The following is a 17757-nucleotide window of genomic DNA, read 5'->3' as shown; positions in this document are numbered from 1 at the left end:
TAATGAGCTACCAAACCCAGTCTTACCAACCGCTATTAATGAACTTTGAAGAAGCGGCAGAACTAAGCAAAGCACTTGGCACGGATAGCCTATTAGGAAATGCACTAGCACGTGACATCAAACAAACTGACGCTTACATGGCCGAGGTGGGCATTGAAGTTCCAGGTCACGGCGAAGGCGGCGGTTACGAGCATAACCGCCACAAACAAAACTACATCCACATTGATCTAGCGGGTCGCCTATTCCTTATCACTGGCGAGCAGAAGTACCGCGATTACATCGTGGACATGCTAACGGCTTACGCGAAGGTTTACCCGACGCTAGAGAGCAACACCAGCCGTGACTCTAACCCTCCGGGTAAGATCTTCCACCAAACTCTGAACGAGAACATGTGGATGCTATACGCGTCTTGTGCGTACAGCTGCATTTACCACACATTGGAAGAAGAGCAAAAAACACTGATTGAAAACGACCTGTTCAAACAAATGATTGAGCTGTTCGTAGTCACTTACGGTCACGACTTCGACATCGTACACAACCACGGTCTGTGGGCAGTAGCAGCAGTAGGTATCTGTGGTTACGCAATCAACGATCAAGATGCAGTAGACAAAGCGCTTTACGGCTTGAAACTGGACAAAGTGAGCGGCGGCTTCCTAGCTCAGCTAGACCAACTGTTCTCGCCAGATGGCTACTACATGGAAGGTCCTTACTACCACCGTTTCTCGCTGCGTCCAATCTACCTATTTGCAGAAGCGATTGAACGTCGTCAGCCTGAGCTTGGTATTTACGAGTTCAACGACTCGGTCATCAAGACCACGTCTTACGCAGTATTTAAGACGGCATTCCCAGATGGTACTTTGCCAGCATTGAACGATTCATCGAAGACGATTTCGATCAACGATGAAGGCGTAATCATGGCTACGTCAGTATGTTTCCACCGTTACGAGCAGTCTGAAACGCTACTTGGCATGGCTGACCACCAGCAAGACGTTTGGGTTCATATCTCAGGTAAAACATTGTCTGACGCAGTTGCAGCAACAGACAACATCAAGCCATTCAACTGGGGTAGCCTATTCGTGACTGACGGCCCAGAAGGCGAAAAAGGCGGCGTAAGCATTCTTCGTCACCGTGACGAACAAGATGATGACACAATGGCGCTTATCTGGTTTGGTCAACACGGCAGCGACCACCAGTACCACTCAGCGCTAGACCACGGTCACTACGATGGTCTGCACCTGAGTGTGTTTAACCGCGGTCATGAAGTGCTGCACGATTACGGCTTTGGTCGCTGGGTAAACGTTGAGCCTAAATTTGGCGGTCGTTACATCCCAGAGAACAAGTCTTACTGTAAGCAGACAATCGCGCACAACACAGTTACGGTTGACCAAAAAACGCAAAACAACTTCGACACAGCGCTAGCAGAAACCAAGTTCGGTTCTAAGCACTTCTTCAAAGCTGATGATGAAAAGCTGCAAGGCATGAGCGGTCGTATTTCTGGTTACTACAACGGTGTAGACATGCAGCGCAGCATCATTCTTGCTGAATTGCCAGAATTCGAAAAACCGCTTGTGATTGATGTTTACCGCATCGAAGCAGATCAAGAGCACCAATACGACCTGCCGGTGCACTACTCTGGTCAAATCATCCGTACGGATTTTGAATACGATGTAGAAAGCACACTGCGTCCAATGGGCGAAGACAACGGTTACGAGCATCTATGGAATGTGGGTTCAGGCCAAGTTCAAGGCAGCTCGCTTGTAAGCTGGTTGCACGACAACAGCTACTACTCGCTAATCACAAGCGCAACAAACGGCGGCAAAGTGTTCTTCACTCGCACTGGCGCAAATGATCCAGACTTCAACTTGAAGAGCGAACCAGCACTGATCCTACGTCAATCTGGTCAAAACCACGTGTTTGCTTCTGTGTTAGAGACACACGGTTACTTCAACGAGTCTATCGAAGCATCGGTTGGCGCTCGTGGTCTAGTAGAGTCAGTAACCGTCGTTGGCAACAACGAAGTGGGTACCGTGATTCGTCTGCAAACCACCACAGGCAACGCTTACCACTTCGCTATCTGCAACCTAGACGAAGACAAGCAAAACGCGGCACATCGCGTTGAGTTCGACGGTGTGACTTACACTTGGGAAGGCGCATTCGCACAAATTTAATCTTTAGATAGTCACTAAAAATTAATGTAAAAATCGGGAACTAATTCAAAGCCGGACGTCATGTTCGGCTTTTTTTGATTGTTTACATGACTCTACATGAGCTTATCAATTAGCGTTTAATCATAGTAAAACCGTTAATAACTCTTAGGAAAAACAAACATAACTTAACCTTACGCCTTATCAAAGACACCACTTATAGATATAGAACTCTTCTGAGATTTAATTAACACTTTTACTATTTAACTTATGACTAAACTACTCCCCAACAACACTAAAATGATATTGTATTACAAATATTGGATGGTGTAAGAGACGTACTACTGTGTTTATAAAATCAACTAAATTGCTTCTAATAAGCTTCTCTGGGCTTGGATTAATAGGGTGTGGAGGAAATACCTCCCCTACAAGCCAAGATGATAAACCAAATATTCCACACCAAGAGCATGTAGCACCATACTCAATAGCAAAATTTCAAAACATATTGAGTAATTCAGATTTACAAGTATCAGATCCCAATGGGGAGGAGGGAAACAAAAACAGTGACGTCAAAAATGGAGCATTCTCGGATTATAAGAGTGACCACTTTTACGCAGAAAATGATTCCAATTACCTTGTCTTTAAAATGTCGAACTACAAAATGCGCTCAGAAGTTCGTGAGCGAGAAAACTTTAACATTTCAGAACAAGGCGTCTTTAGAACTTTGTATGCAGATGTTCGATTACCAGAGATTAACCTTGCAATGGCTAGCTCCCCTGCAAACCACGATGAAGTCACTTTCCTGCAAATTCATAACAAAGGCACAGATACTTCTGGTATAGGTGCTATCCCACACCCTTTGTTACGAATCGTTTGGGAACAAGAACGAAACAGTATCACTGGTCATTACTGGGCGGTAGTAAAGAACAATGCCATAGATTGCAGTCTACCTTCTAGCGCATCAGATTGTTATGCAACATCATACAATCGTTATGATTTAGGAAAAGCCGATCTCAACGCATTCACGCGATTCGAAGTAAAAATCGGAGAAAACACATTAACCATTAAAGTGAACGATGAGCAAAAGGTAAATGTAGATGTATCCTACTGGCAGCACCTCCTGAGCTACTTTAAAGCCGGAGTTTATAACCAGTTTGAAAACGGTGAAGCAAAGGTACAATTTAAGCAGTTAGGACTAACCAAAACTGACCATACTGATTCAATAGCTTGGAATATTGACGATTGGAAATTAACCATTCCTGCAAGCAAAAATGATTGGTATGGTTTTGGCGGTGACAGCGCGGCTGAATTAGAGCCTGAGCGTTGTAATTCAAGTAAAGATCTTCTGTCTAACGAAGAGAGCGTTTACCAACGCGAGATTGATTTATCATACTTCAATGTTATTGACGGTAGCATGCATTTCCGCGCCGATATGGGTTACGGCACGTCAACGGCCAACTCCAGTTACATCCGTTCAGAATTGCGAGAGCTCTACATCAGTACTAACTCCCCGGATTGCAGCACCAGCGATGAAGAGACAAGTTGGTATATTGAAGATAGTCGCACCGGTGCAACTTCGCATACGCTAAACGCAACACTAAGAATTAACGAATACCCTAAAATCGACGGTCAATTACCAAAAGTCGTGGTAGGCCAGATACATGGTTGGAAAATCAGCCAAGCACTCGTGAAGTTACTTTGGGAAGGTGACAATAAGCCAGTCCGAGTTATTCTGAACGATAACTACAAACTTGATAACAACAAAGACTGTACTGATTGCAACGCATTCAGCGTTAAGCTTGGTACCTACGCGGTAAACGAAGACTGGCAATATACGATCCGTGCCGATAAGGAAGGACTGTTTTTAGCCACCTACGATGCAGATGGCAGTAATATGGTCTCGCACACACTGAAGTGGGGAGAAGCATACTCAGACACCGCTAGCAACAAGTCCTATACTCTTACTGAAAGATGGGCGTCGCCTGATATTGCGTTTTACTTCAAAGCCGGAATTTACCCTCAGTTTAAACCTGATAATGCATATCGAGGAGAAATCTTTGATGTGAGCTTTAGTGCTTTGAGCACTCTTCATCAATAGTCATTTCAATCTCTTAGCAATAGGCTTGTTACTTTGCTCTAAAGCAACGAACAAAGCTCATACTGCCGCCACGGGAAATTTATTTTCTCGTGGCCTCTTCTTTTAGAACATCACAATTCAACTCGCTTCACGCATAGTGTTTCCTTCTACGATAAATATATAAGTCAACCTCCACTTAGGCAGCTTAAAAACAGCTTCTATAGTTTCATGAGATATTTATCTACCCTAACGCTGAGCTATTTTAAATTTAACCAATTAAACTACTCTAATATACATTCGCACTTAAAAATAAACATTGTCAGAAGATAAAACCAATCAATAATTATTACCTATCTATGGTAATAAATTTTTAAATTAATTTATCTATGTCAATTAAAATCATATTTGAGCTGTTTTATTCTTCTATAGAAAGCAAAAGCCCTCAGCTACAACGCTGAGGGCAAAGGACTTCAATCAACTAAAAGTGATAGAACTAGCCTTGGTACTTACCAAAAGATTGTTTTAATTTATAGAAAGTAGCTTGTGCGTAATCATCTGGATTACCGTACATATTCTGGTTATAGACACCGGCTTTAAAGTACATATATCTGCCACCTTCGTCATAGCCACTGTCACTCATATCTACGACTTGAACAACATCATCTTTACCATCACGTTTTACCGTAACTGTCATTGTGTTGCCTTTCACATCAATGATGTAGCTGAATTTTTCACCTAGCGCGATGCCATCGTCACCGATTTCACCAGTCATATCACCCACTAAGCTGTAGTAATCCTCTGTTCCAGTTTTGGTTTTTTCGTGAGCAAAGTAAACTGTACCTGTTGGTTGGTCTGGTAGCTTACGATAATAAAGACGAATTGGCTCATCATCTTTGTCATGAATCTGGCCGATAATAAAGCGGCCAACTTCATGCGACTGACCAGTTGTGGTTGCGTGGTCAATCTTCAGAGTCGCTTCAAGCGTACCGTCTACACCACCCGCTTCTTTTTGATCTTCAACTGGTGCAGAACTGAATACCCAGTTATTAGGATTTACACCTTTTGTGCTGTAAGACTTATCACCAGCACGAAGCATGGTACGTAACTCAGTTCGCGCGTATTTAGTGTTTTCAGAAGTTCGAGCGCCTTTCACATAGCTCTTGAATACCATTCCGCCATCATCTGCTGTGTAGAATATATCAGAGTGTTGGAAGCCGTTAGCCAAGTCCCACTCATCAATATCATCAGCACGACCATCTTTGTCATGGTCGAAAGGTGTCGTCAGTTTCCAACGTGTTAAGTCAAAGTTTTCACCCGGAGCATTTGTAGCGAGTGGCTCTTTCGGTAACGTAGGGTAAGGCATCGCTTTAGAAAGATCACACGTCACAGTCGTTTCACAAGGACGGACGATTGGTGCTCCAAAGTCGCCTTTACGATTCTTTTTGAGTAAATCCTTTTGTGCCTTTTGCTCCGCTTTCATTTGCGCAATCATAGCCGCTTCAGCGTTAACGACGTCATCAGTAATGATGTGACTTGCCGGACAGGCATTAATTCCGCAATTAACTGCAGCTAACTCAGTAACTGAGTTCCATTGGTTTTTGCTATTACCGTGGCCAACGTAACGAACATAGCGTGCTTTTACTGCAGGCTCAAACTGGAAGCGCTCTAAGCCAAGTGCGCGACCAGAGCTTTGCGCACCCTCAATAACCGTCACCCAGTTTTCACCATCAGTACTAAACTGAACATCAAATTTGCTGACGCGTTCGTTACCTTTGCTGAACGAGGCTTGAATTGCGTCGAACTCATAAACCGAGCCGTAATCCAACATCGCCCACTCACCATCACCATTTGCTGACCAACGTGTCATAATATCTTGGTCAAACAACTGCTCTGGAACATTACCATCATGACTACTCGCCGTTATCGTAACGGGAGTCAGAATATCAGCACCAGTTTCTTGGTTGTTTGGAAATGGATCTACCATGGTCGCCGTACTATTACAGCCCACAGCAAGTAAAATAGAAGAAGCTAACAAGCTTTTGAAGAAAATATGCTTCATGTAATCTAACACCTACAATATAAAAATGAATTAACAGCTCTTTTGCTGTAACAACAATTAGGCAATAACACTCGGGTTAAAAGCTGTATTTAAGGCCAAGGCGTGTTCTCAATTGGCGGTCATCCGTGGTTGAACCATCCTTACCTTTGACATTCCACAATTCAAAGTAAGGACGGAAATCTCCCATTTGGTAACCAACAATTAAGCCAGCATCCCACTCAGAATCTTTCCAATCAGATAAACGAACTTCGTCATAGTTTTTGTTGTAGTTGATCTCATAGCTCAGCTTGACGTTATCAAGGTACTCGTTATCAAACTGACGCATATCGTAAGAGCCTGTCAGTGTCCACTTACCTTGTTCAACTGTTTTCCCAGCAACGCTTACCGAAGTACCATCCGTTAGTGTTTTGTTACCTGCACCATCTGAATAAACTTGAAATTCGTGTCGGTAACGTAAAGCGGTACTTAAGCCAAAAGAGGATTTGTAACCAACACGAACTTGTGGTTTATAAGTGGTTTTTTCGTCATCATCGCCAAAAGTAATAGGCATCCCTGGTTGGATAAACCATTGTTTATTTATTTGGTAGCGAACTCCCCAATCAAACTCAGAATCACCAGCAACGAGTTGATCCCAAAAATGCGAGTTGTCGTAACTATGGAATTTTTGTTCAACACCAAAGTTCAGTTTGGTCTGATCGTTAATTTTAGAACTACCACTAATTTTGATACGTTGGGCATAAGTTTCACTCTCATGCTTATATTCTGCGTGATAGTCTAAAGTTGCTGCGGAAACCGCTCCTGCCATTAATGTGGAAGCAACGAATAGGGACATTGTTGTAACTGCTTTCATGATTATATCTCTCTGTATATATTTTTTGGGATACCACTTAAATCCCTGGATTTGATTCAACACTATTGAGTTAATGTATGACAAATACTAGTTAATTCATCATGAGAGTTCTGTGATATTAATCATGTAAGTGCCCCTTAACTGACAATTTGTATTATTATATATTCAAAAGTGTTAGCTATGTCTGATTCTAAAACGACCTTTGTAGACATCACTTACAGAGAAATGTTTTAACTCGTTTCATATGATAAAGAAGAAGATTAAAAAAATATAAACAGCAATAACTTCAATGGCTTAAAATCAAAAATCTTGATGTAAAATCAAATTTCTTTCCTAAATCACCTTTAGTTTTTGCTGTTCCTCTATAAAGAAAGCTGTCAACCTCATAAAGGTTCAGCTCTTATTGATGTTAATATTCAACTATTTTGTGTGACTTATTCATCACTTCAGTGAGCAATCATTGTATCTAGTGTGAGTCGGATCATTCTATTGATAAAACCATCTAGATGACAGAAATTATTTGTCTAACAATATTACATAAATAAAGACACATAGAAGTGAGTACCTACCATGCAAGTAACAAAAATTGCAGCAGCAATTGCTATTTCCACAGGTTTGTTAACCGGATGTAACACTGATTTAAGGGATGCACCATCGGCTCCCCCACCAACAGAAACTGAGTCTGAGTTGAGCCAAGGTATGTGGGATATTTCAACACCAGCCACTGTGGCGAAATCCGATGATGAGCACGACCTGCCAAACGTCTATGTCTTTGAAGACGGTACGCAAAAGTATTATAACGATGATGATAACTTCGGTACTTACACAATCTACACTTCAACTTATACCGAAGATAAAGATACAGAGACGCTTACATTCAACCTTTATCACGAGAGCGATCTAGGTAACCCTACCGAGTTAACAGGGACTTATGAAGTTTCAAACGGCATGTTAACCATCTCAGGAACGAATGACGGAAACTTCACCGGTAACGATGAATCAGAAAACGATGCGGTGAAAGATGCAGTTGCAGCGGCAAATAATGACGCTGGCGATAACAACGTCGTACAAATTTTGGATACCAATAAAGGTGGAACAGAAGAAGACACCGGTGAGTTACGAATCAAGCTGTCTGATTCAACGAGTGTTTCAGAAATTTCAACAGGCCGACTAACTGTAGATCTAACTTACCAGCATCACAAAGAAACAGAACAGGAAGCCGACGGTTCTGGTGACAATGCTTACATCTCATTTTATGCAGCAAAAACCTCGAATTCCAACTTGCATGGCGAAGTGGCATTTGAAAACGGCAAAATCAAATACCGCGATGCAAGTGGAAACTTGACGGAAACAGGCGACACGTTTGAGTTAGGTGAAAACCTCGCGATAGAAGTCAGTTGGATAGAAAACTTCTTCTCTTTTTCGGTTAACGGTAAACAAATAGGTGAAATGTTACCTGTCGCTGATGGCACCGCTGTAACCTATGTATCACTGAGACTAGGTGATAATGGCAACACTACAAACTTTGAATTAAATGCAGACAACTTGAAGATTTACTCTAGTGATTCGGGCTCTGAAGCGTTGGTTCTAGAAGAGGATTTTGACAACTACATTCCAGGCTTAGACCTCGCGACAATTTACAACAGTGCATCAAGCGAAGCGGTTGTCATTTCAGACGGAAGTTCTAATCCTGATAAACCGTCAGAAGACGTGAGTGAAAACTTTGACTCATACCCAGTAGGAACAAATATCAGTTCAGCAAACTCTAGTTGGAAAGAATACAATACGGTTGCTGATGACTCCTCCACCTTGACGTCCGTGGCTGTAGTAAGTGATGACGTATCAAAGAGCGGCGCTAACTCTCTGCTAATATCCGACACAGATACGACCAACAAACCATACGTTACGCGCGAGTTTTCAAACGGAGCAACATCAAACGGTAGCGTGTCATTCGATGTTTACATTCCGTCAGACAACGAAAAAACTACATACATTAATGTTGGCTCAGGTAAAAACAACTCAGCTCGTTACTACGAATTGAGAATTTCGGGCAGTGGTAAAGTTGAAGCCGAAGCAGGATCAGATGACGTAGAAATAGGCACTATTACGACTGACGCTTGGAACTCAATGTCCCTAGCTTGGGATGGTGATGAGATTAACGTTTCTATTAATGGAAAAACGGTTGATGCGCCAAGTCAGTCCGAAACAGGCTTAGACGCAACGAATACACCATCACAACTGACTATTTATGTAGGGGACACAAGTGGTGCTTCAACAAAAGCATATTTCGATAACATCGATTCAAAGCAACTCTAGTGTTATTTTGTAGCACTTGATACTAGGCCAGGCTTTCGAGCCTGGCTTTATTTTTTTACCTCTTCAGAAGAACAAAATTCAACACAATACTCTAAATTCAAGCCAGTCCCAGTGATTGCTTGCTCTATCTTGTTTCTTACCTTTTAAAGAATTCCACTGAAAACAATAGCCTCATCAAATCGATGAGGCTTAAGTAGAAATCGAGTAGCTCTTAGTTTTCTATTAGTTTCAATTTTGATTTAGCTTGAGCTTAGAAAATGTCACGCTGTTATAGTCACCGTTTTTCTTGTCGACTGTAAAATCACCGGTGCCCGCACATCCTGTACCCCACACAGGGTGAGACTCACTGACGCTACATTGACCATAAGCTCCTGCTTTAAAATAGAACATGTCTTCTGCGTAGCCATGCTCAAAGTCCTTACTATCAATCCCCTTACTGAGATCTATGGAATAAGTCACTGTCTCGTGGCGTTCTGTTTCAAACGTCAAGTTCATCATAGTTCCTTGAACTTCTATCTTGTAGCTGAACTCTTCACCAAGAGCGATACCTGCTTGGCCTGGTTCTTCAAGGTTATCCCAAGTATTTCCCCATACTGGATATGCAATATCAATACGATTTGGATCTTCCTTCGCTAGGTTACGCTCGTAGTTCCAAAATACAGAGCCCATTTTGTGTTCTGGGAATTTTTTATAGAAGATTTTAATGGGTTCATTTCCATGTCCATAACCTTTACCCTCTTTTATTCTTGCATCAATTTTTTTCGCGTGGATTTGACCGACAACAACAGAATGAGCAGGCCCTTTTTCTGGAAATTTGGCGTGTTCAGAAACATGGTTCACTTTCAAGGTCGCTTCCAACGTTCCACCTACGCGACTGTGTTTAGCAGCCTGAGGGTGGCTCGATAAAGCCCAATGGTTTGCTAAATCATCGGTTTGAATAGAAAAGTCAGCGCCACGAGGCATTTCACGTAGTTCAGAGCGAGCATTCTTCGAGTTTTTTGTCGTTACCGCTTTATTCTGCACTTCAAACACCAAGTTGCCTTCTTCGTTCAAGAAGAAGAAGTCTTTGTGTGAATAACTCAGCATCGCCACACCCTCGATTTCGTCCACTTTTCCGTCTTCATTGATATCGGAAGGAATAGTGATCTTCCAGTTTCGCATATCAAATTTATCGGCAGGGACTGGATAATCAACGCCATTATTTAAATCAGAAGCGATAACAAGAGTTGGTAAGGTAACAGCCATTGCGGCTACGAGTAGATTGAGTTTCATATTCAAACCTTATTATATGTAATATTGTCATACATATAATAAGGTTTGCAACGGAATGATTCGAGGAAAGAAGTTATGATGTGCTCTATTGATCACAATTTATAAACTCGATAAACCCCAAAATGATAAGCTAGACATACTCCTCTTTAGTCCATAGCATCTACGAATATTTTCGACCTAATCCAATAGTCATAGAATCAATCGTACATTAGCTTGTCTGCCTTATTAATATCGAAATCTTTCAGAGACTTACGTGCTAAATGCCTAAATGGCCATGCCTTAACAATTTCTTCAAACGGCATGATTGCAAACACCCAAAACACTGAAAGGTCCAAGTATAAAATCATCAAAGCACATAACGGTATTGAGATTACCCACTGACCGGTAAAGTTAATCTTAAACACCTCCGTTGTTTTACCTAACGCTCTCAAAATATGACCATGAACGGTGTTATAGCCACGTACTATCGGTAGCAGTATGTAAAGTGGAGCAATCGCGGATAACGCTTTGTAAGTACTCGGGTCTAAGTCGGGATACAAATCAGGAAGCACGAAACTAAGTGCAAAAAAGAAAAATGCTGAAACGAACGAGATCATCACGGCCATATCAATACTAATATCGACATTGTTACGCAGCTCATCCATTTTTCTTGATCCAATTGCTTGGCTAATCGTGATTGCCGATGAATGCGCCCAAGCAGTAATGAACTGAGTACCCGCTTTGATCCAAGGCATCACGATAGTCATAGCGACATAAGCATTTAAGGTCAGTTGCGAGTACAGCAACATGTATATCGTTGCGCCAGTTTGTAACATTGTGACGTTCGCCGCGACGGGGAAAATCTCTTTAAAATGCTTATGTATATTGCTTTTCAATGACGCATCAAGCTTCTTAATAGACAAGATGATAGAATCATCAAGCTTAATGCACATGGTTAAATATAACAGCCGAATACTAATAGCAACCAAACTACCCGCCGCGGCGCCTTGAACGCCAATACCTTCAAAATTAGTCAGGCCGTGAATCAGAACATAAGACATCGCCACGTTGACTGGCAATTCAATCAAATAGCCTTTAAATGGAACTTTGGTCCGTCCAAGCGCATTGAACACCGCAATCATAACCTGAGTAATGGCATTGAATATGACGATGAACTTAGCAATTGCAAGGTAGCATTTTGTCTCCGCATAGAGATCAACGTTATCCGTCAACTTACTGATTAACGCTTCATCAAAGACAGTAATCAACAGCCAGAATAAGGATGCGACTAGAACGTTGATAACTAAAGCTGCCCAGAAACCTTTATTTAACGATAGATAATGACCAGAGCCTACGGCACGGCTAAGTACCAATTGAGACCCATTTGCTAGAGCCATTTGGATACCTAAAACGAAAGAAACTATTGTTGTAGCAATCCCCATAGCAGCAAGTGAAACTTCACCTAATGGAGTAACAAGCAGCGTATCAATCATAAGCATTGATTGCATCAACAAAGCATTAAGAGCGAGCGGCCAAGCAAGAGATAAATTTTTCTTTATATATGGTTGGGAAAACATTAGTAAACCTTTGTAATGAGGTTAAACGTTTAAACTAAAGAGCTCGGTCATTAGGCAAAGTTCATGACAAAAAGAAACGACAGAAAAATCTTTTTAGTCAATAAAGGTGTACGCAAGCTCTTAACTATTCACGGCGTCGGAAAGCCTCTGATTCTCATCATTTAACAGCGTTTGAGAGGCTAAACGAGCTTGAAATGAGTTTCCGGCCATAATTGCATCATAAATTGCACGGTGCTCATTAAGGCAGAACCTCCCTCCTTCAACTGACTTGTCAATAAACACCTTAAATATGGTCGAAAGTATATTGCTGAAGGGAACGTAGAACTGATTATCGGTACAAAGGAATATCGTTTGATGAAACAAATGATCGTTAGCAATCCACTCATCATAATCGTGACATCGTGCTGCCATCGTCATTCTTTGAAATACAATTGACAACAGCTTTCTTTGCTCAGCATTGGCATTTTGGGCTGCCAGCGCACACGCCTCTGGTTCTATGGCTTTACGCAATCCTAAAAACTGAGATAGAAACGGCTTAGTATCTTCTAAATCTTGGATCCACTCTAAGAGTTGAGGATCAAGAAAATGCCAATAGTTTCTTGGTAGTACCGTAGTTCCAACTTTTGGTTTAGAGATAATTAAGCCTTTAGCAGACAGCAACTTCGTCGACTCTCGTAGTGCTGTCCGACTAACACCAAACAACTTACACAGTTCTATTTCACTCGGGAGCTTCTCATTTTGACTTAATTCTCCTGACAATATTTTGCGAGAAATCTGTCTTGCTACTTGTACATGTATCTTGTGATTTGAATTCCCGAGAAGTGAAAACTCTGCCATCTATATTCCTCATTGCCAGCAGCCTAAACGACTTGTTTAGCTAATAATTAGAAAAGGCCAAATGAAACACGCTTTGAAGGCGGAGACTTTCTGTGTAAATGTAAAGCACTGTTATTTAGCGTCTAAAATCTAACGATCTTATGAATATGATTTTTACTCGCGAGGTATATTGGCCAAACTCAATATTGAATGGTCGAGTAGTAACATCATGCACACCGATCTTTAGTATATAATAATACAATATCACTTTATTTAACAAGAAACCTGATCTTCTATTCAAATTGTGTGCTGTGTATTGAAAATCAGTGAGTACAATAAGTAGGCGCGACTAGAGTTAACTAACATATTGAGCTAACAAATAAATAAGGAATGATGTAAGAATCGGTGGCCTCATCTGTTATACGCTAAGTATCATAATCATGAAGGCTTCATAAAGCAGTCGGAGATTCAAAATGGATTTGTGAAGACAGCTGTTATTACGTAAACATCTTCTTGGTGAGCTACACTTTGGATGATATAGTCCAAGCTTAAATAATACAATTTTAACGATAAGTGATTTTATGTCTGGTGAATTTCATTCTATCTCCGGTTCCAAGCGCAGCTTACATGTACAAGTAGCTCGCGAAATTGCTCGTAGCATTTTGTCAGGCAAGATCCCTCAAGGGTCCATTCTTCCAGGAGAAATGTCCCTGTGTGAACAGTTTGGTATCAGTCGCACAGCTTTGCGTGAAGCCGTAAAACTTTTAACATCAAAAGGTTTACTCGAGTCACGTCCAAAAGTTGGTACTCGAGTCATCAACCGAGCGTACTGGAACTTTTTAGACCCACAATTAATTGAATGGATGGACGGTCTAACAGAGATAGATCAGTTCTGTCATCAATTTTTGGGGTTACGACGCGCGATAGAGCCTGAAGCTTGTGCACTCGCAGCGAAAAATGCCACTGCGGAACAGCGAATTCAGCTATCAGAAGCATTCCAAGATATGTTGGAAGTCGCTAAAGCAGACGAACTGGACAAAGCGCGCTGGATGGATGTAGATATTCGTTTCCATAGCATTATTTTTAACTCAACCGGAAACGACTTTTTCTTACCGTTTGGGCATGTTCTGACTACAATGTTCATTAACTTTATTGCTCACTCATCTGAGGAAGGCAATACGTGCATCGAAGAACATCGTGAGATTTATGAAGCAATAATGGCAGGCAATGCTGAAAAAGCACGTCAAGCTTCGGCTAACCACTTGTTGGAGTCAAAACATCGCTTACCCGAAGCCAGTTAAGCTTGGGCTTGGGCGATCTAATAACTAGGCAAAAGCACGCATCTCGCGTGCTTTTTTAATTTCGTTTCCTCCAATTCTTTATGGCACACCATCAATATTTTGATATATAGTAATACAAATATATTTTGAGAATGTTGTGTTATGACCGACTCGCTACTGCCAAATATCATACAGTTTATCAGCCAGATTGATCCGTTTGACAAGGTACCTAAAGGTGCACTTCGCGAGCTTGCTTCATCTGTTAAGATCACTTATTTAAGCAAGGGGGATGTTGTTGATCAGTATTCTTCTAAGAACGAAAAGTCACTTTATATTATTAGAACTGGCTCTATCGAACAGCGTAAATCTGATGGCATATTGAGAGCTAAACTTGGTCCGGAAGATTTGTTTGGCTTCACTTTTCTTGGTAACGAAGTCGAAAGCGGAAAAGAATACAAAGCAATTGCAATCGAAAATTCATTAGTTTATGTAATTCCAAATGCTGCGCTAAAAAAGTTGTGCACTTCTCATCCTGAATGTGCTGAACATTTTGCATCACAAGCTCAGGTACGGCTAAAGTCAGCATTAGATGTCGTGTGGTCTAACAAAGAAAAAGGGTTGTTTATTCGGCGTGTAGAGGAAGTTGCTAGTGGTCGAGTTGCAATTGTAACCGCTGAGCAATCCATTCAGTCAGTCGCCAACGAGATGATCGATAAGTGCTCTCCCTGCGCTGTCGTTTATCGTGATAATAAAATAGTTGGACTGATTACCGACCGAGATATGACAAAGCGAGTCATCGCCAAAGGATTAAGCATCTCAACACCAGTCGTCGAAGTCATGTCGCCTGATCCTAAAACAATTCATCCTGACGATTTAGTTCTGCACGCAGCCTCCATTATGATGCAGCACAACATAAGAAATTTACCCCTAGTCAGAGACAATAACGTCGTTGGCGTTTTGACAACAACGCACTTGGTTCAAAACCATCGAGTCCAAGCAATATTTTTAATTGAAAAGATCAAATATGCTGGCAGTGTCAAAGCGTTGTCTAGTTTTACGTCTGAGCGCCAAGCTATTTTTGAAGCATTAGTCGAAGGACGGGTTTCACCAGAAATCATTGGTAAAGTGATGACCATGATTATGGATGCGTACACTCGTAGGTTAATACAAATAGCTATTGATAAGTTGGGAACACCTCCCTGTGACTTCTCTTGGATTGTGGCAGGCTCTCATGCTCGCCAAGAAGTACATATGCTGTCAGATCAAGATAGCGCCATCGTATTAGATGATTCGGCAACAGATAACGACCGTATCTACTTCAAACATTTAGCAATGATAGTAAGTAATGGCCTGAATAAATGTAACTATCCATTGTGTCCAGGGAAGTTTATGGCAGCGACCCCTAAATGGTGCCAGCCTCTCTCTGTTTGGAAAAAGTACTATAAGAAATGGGTGGCAAATCCTGAATACGAGCGCCTCCTCAATATCAGTGTCTTTTTAGAAATCCGAACCGTTTATGGAAACAAAGACTTTGAACAGATACTCCGCGATGAGCTTCACTCTAACATCAACGCTAATAGAGAATTCCTTACGATGTTAGTTAACGATGCGGTGAAAACAAACCCACCGCTAGGAATATTCAATAGCCTAGTATTACAAAAATCGGGAGAGAACAAGAAAACGCTCGACGTAAAAAAATACGCGATTAATCTAATCATTGATCTTGCAAGGATTTATGGTCTGGCAGTTGAATGTGACCTCACTGCAACTGATGAGCGTTTTAAAGCAGCTAACGAAAAAGGACTGCTCAGCCATGACGCGTACAAAAATATAATCAACGCATATCAATTCATCTTGTCGTTTCGATTTGCCCATCAATTAGAAGCACTAAAAAGTGGAGATGAGCCAAATAACCACATTGACCCCAATACGTTCGGTAGTTTTGAACGTCAACATTTAAAAGACGCGTTCCGCATCATTGCAGATCTACAAGAAGTCGCCAAACTCCGTTTTGGGAGCCGATAATGAAGCGCTTACTTGAGTACTTTCATCCATTGACACGAAAAAATCGTCAGAGACAAAAGCATTGTAAAAAGAAGCACATCCCTCTTTATCTTAAAAAGCTGCTTCGCTCGCCAAATCTGGACGTAAATCAACGAGCTTTTGACACTGAGTTCATCGTTCTAGATCTTGAAACAACTGGCTTAGACAGTGAGGAAGAAGTCATTCTTTCCATGGGCTGGGTAGAGATTCGACAAGGCCATATTGACTTAGCAACAAGTCAACACCTTTATGTACATAGCGACTCAAAAATTAAGCCCGAAACCATAGTTGTTAACCATATTACCCAACAAATGCTGACTGATGGAATCTCTATTCATGAAGCAATGCGGACATTCTTTAAAGCAGCAGAAAACAAAGTTATTGTTGCGCACGGATGTATAGTCGAAACTAGCTTTATTAATCAATATTTACAGCGAGTTTTCAACATAAAAGAGTTGCCGCTCATTTGGATAGACACCTTGCGAATAGAAAAAAGGTTACAAAGAGCTATCAATGCTTCCGATGAATCAGATGTGACTCTAGCAGCGACAAGGGAACGTTACGGGTTACCCGCTTACAACGGCCATAATGCACTTGCAGATGCAATTGCAACTGCAGAGTTACTATTAGTTCAACAAACCCGTATCGCACCTCAGACAAAAGCGACAGTCGGGCCCCTTTACCGGCTTAGCCTGTAATCATCCAGATCACAGGCCTATTTGCTAAACATGTTCTCTGTCACAATTTGGTATCATCAGCATTTACCTTAATTAATAATACAATATCATTAATGGGGGCAGCGTTAGCAAAATGCAGCGAATAGCCATTGTCACTTGCCAACATCAGAGCGAGTGTAAACTGATTAGTTGCTCCATATCATAACTACATTTTAGAGAGCTTAGCATTGCATGTGCGCAATGATTGTCGAAGATCTAGCAGCGTTACATAAACAACCGAATTCAGGTGATGTCCCCTCGAACGTCATCTGCAGTGGTTAGTAATCATGTAAATCCGCTGTTGCGAACTTCAGCCGACAGCTCGCGGTACTAGTACCGTTTGGCCCATGCAGTACAGGCTTGCATGGTTTTTTTTTAACAATCCTACATCAATCGATGTTATATCCCTCTGCCAGATATGCATAAATCCGCGTCCATTCTTATTAGAGGACTTAAGATTCTTTATAAGTATATTCATAGAACCCATGCCTAAACTCGACACTTTTAGCAGCTTCAGAGAAAAGCAATATCTGACACCGATCACTTGTATGATTAATTAAAGGGTTTATTACGCCTTACTGGTCACGATTTTGAGTTATTGTACTACAAATAAGAGAGGCAAACGTTA

11 protein-coding genes are annotated in these 17757 nt (G+C 41.4%); 6 read left to right on the top strand and 5 right to left on the bottom strand.

Going from position 1 to position 17757, the window contains the following annotated elements:
• Nucleotides 1–2: 2 nt before the first annotated feature.
• Nucleotides 3–2168 (top strand): heparinase II/III family protein, encoded by a 2166-nt coding sequence (locus tag R7P69_RS03895; RefSeq protein ID WP_238952575.1) that lies wholly within the window; start codon nt 3–5, stop codon nt 2166–2168.
• Nucleotides 2169–2490: 322 nt separating this feature from the next.
• Nucleotides 2491–4242, top strand: a complete 1752-nt coding sequence (locus R7P69_RS03890; RefSeq protein ID WP_238952574.1) for a polysaccharide lyase family 7 protein — start codon at nt 2491–2493, stop codon at nt 4240–4242.
• Between the two features lie 472 nt (nt 4243–4714).
• Here R7P69_RS03890 and R7P69_RS03885 read toward each other — a convergent pair whose 3' ends face one another.
• Nucleotides 4715–6280 carry a polysaccharide lyase family 7 protein gene (locus R7P69_RS03885; RefSeq protein WP_017821221.1) on the bottom strand — a complete coding sequence of 522 codons (1566 nt, stop codon included), beginning with the start codon at nt 6278–6280 and terminating at the stop codon, nt 4715–4717.
• A 76-nt stretch (nt 6281–6356) separates the two neighbouring features.
• Nucleotides 6357–7130: an oligogalacturonate-specific porin KdgM family protein gene (locus R7P69_RS03880; protein WP_318121377.1), complete on the bottom strand. Its 774-nt coding sequence runs from the start codon at nt 7128–7130 to the stop codon at nt 6357–6359.
• Nucleotides 7131–7700: 570 nt separating this feature from the next.
• Between R7P69_RS03880 and R7P69_RS03875 the strand changes: the two genes are divergently transcribed.
• A complete protein-coding gene (locus R7P69_RS03875) occupies nt 7701–9446 on the top strand; it encodes a LamG domain-containing protein (protein ID WP_258488015.1) in 1746 nt (581 codons plus the stop codon).
• Nucleotides 9447–9674: 228 nt separating this feature from the next.
• Here the strand turns inward: R7P69_RS03875 and R7P69_RS03870 are convergent, their stop codons facing one another.
• The 3 genes from R7P69_RS03870 to R7P69_RS03860 all read right to left on the bottom strand — a co-directional run bounded on the left by R7P69_RS03870 (nt 9675) and on the right by R7P69_RS03860 (nt 13111).
• A complete protein-coding gene (locus tag R7P69_RS03870; protein ID WP_238952572.1) occupies nt 9675–10718 on the bottom strand; it encodes a polysaccharide lyase family 7 protein in 1044 nt (347 codons plus the stop codon).
• 197 nt (nt 10719–10915) lie between these two features.
• Nucleotides 10916–12205 (bottom strand): MATE family efflux transporter, encoded by a 1290-nt coding sequence (locus tag R7P69_RS03865; protein ID WP_025998585.1) that lies wholly within the window; start codon nt 12203–12205, stop codon nt 10916–10918.
• Between the two features lie 189 nt (nt 12206–12394).
• Nucleotides 12395–13111: a FadR/GntR family transcriptional regulator gene (locus R7P69_RS03860; RefSeq protein WP_238952571.1), complete on the bottom strand. Its 717-nt coding sequence runs from the start codon at nt 13109–13111 to the stop codon at nt 12395–12397.
• 560 nt (nt 13112–13671) lie between these two features.
• On the opposite strand from R7P69_RS03860, the gene R7P69_RS03855 reads away from it, so the two are divergent.
• The 3 genes from R7P69_RS03855 (at nt 13672) to R7P69_RS03845 (ending at nt 17111) form a co-directional block, all read left to right on the top strand.
• Nucleotides 13672–14391, top strand: coding sequence for a FadR/GntR family transcriptional regulator (locus R7P69_RS03855; RefSeq protein WP_005388529.1), 720 nt, complete (start codon nt 13672–13674; stop codon nt 14389–14391).
• A gap of 141 nt (nt 14392–14532) precedes the next feature.
• Nucleotides 14533–16395, top strand: a complete 1863-nt coding sequence (locus R7P69_RS03850) for a putative nucleotidyltransferase substrate binding domain-containing protein (protein ID WP_017634232.1) — start codon at nt 14533–14535, stop codon at nt 16393–16395.
• Nucleotides 16395–17111 (top strand): 3'-5' exonuclease, encoded by a 717-nt coding sequence (locus R7P69_RS03845; RefSeq protein ID WP_005388533.1) that lies wholly within the window; start codon nt 16395–16397, stop codon nt 17109–17111. The genes R7P69_RS03850 and R7P69_RS03845 overlap by 1 nt, the downstream gene beginning before the upstream one ends.
• Nucleotides 17112–17757: the final 646 nt, after the last annotated feature.

The organism is Vibrio sp. 661 (genome assembly GCF_033339315.1).
GTDB classification, from domain to species: Bacteria; Pseudomonadota; Gammaproteobacteria; order Enterobacterales; family Vibrionaceae; genus Vibrio; species Vibrio alginolyticus.
This window is presented reverse-complemented; position numbering and strand designations above follow the sequence as displayed.

Excerpts from the sequence above, each read along its gene's own strand:
- R7P69_RS03880 (WP_318121377.1), bottom strand. The coding sequence starts at position 7,130 with ATGAAAGCAGTTACAACAATGTCCCTATTCGTTGCTTCCACATTAATG.
- R7P69_RS03875 (WP_258488015.1), top strand. The coding sequence starts at position 7,701 with ATGCAAGTAACAAAAATTGCAGCAGCAATTGCTATTTCCACAGGTTTG.
- R7P69_RS03850 (WP_017634232.1), top strand. The coding sequence starts at position 14,533 with ATGACCGACTCGCTACTGCCAAATATCATACAGTTTATCAGCCAGATT.
- R7P69_RS03870 (WP_238952572.1), bottom strand. The coding sequence starts at position 10,718 with ATGAAACTCAATCTACTCGTAGCCGCAATGGCTGTTACCTTACCAACT.
- R7P69_RS03860 (WP_238952571.1), bottom strand. The coding sequence starts at position 13,111 with ATGGCAGAGTTTTCACTTCTCGGGAATTCAAATCACAAGATACATGTA.
- R7P69_RS03865 (WP_025998585.1), bottom strand. The coding sequence starts at position 12,205 with ATGCAATCAATGCTTATGATTGATACGCTGCTTGTTACTCCATTAGGT.
- R7P69_RS03855 (WP_005388529.1), top strand. The coding sequence starts at position 13,672 with ATGTCTGGTGAATTTCATTCTATCTCCGGTTCCAAGCGCAGCTTACAT.
- R7P69_RS03845 (WP_005388533.1), top strand. The coding sequence starts at position 16,395 with ATGAAGCGCTTACTTGAGTACTTTCATCCATTGACACGAAAAAATCGT.
- R7P69_RS03885 (WP_017821221.1), bottom strand. The coding sequence starts at position 6,280 with ATGAAGCATATTTTCTTCAAAAGCTTGTTAGCTTCTTCTATTTTACTT.
- R7P69_RS03895 (WP_238952575.1), top strand. The coding sequence starts at position 3 with ATGAGCTACCAAACCCAGTCTTACCAACCGCTATTAATGAACTTTGAA.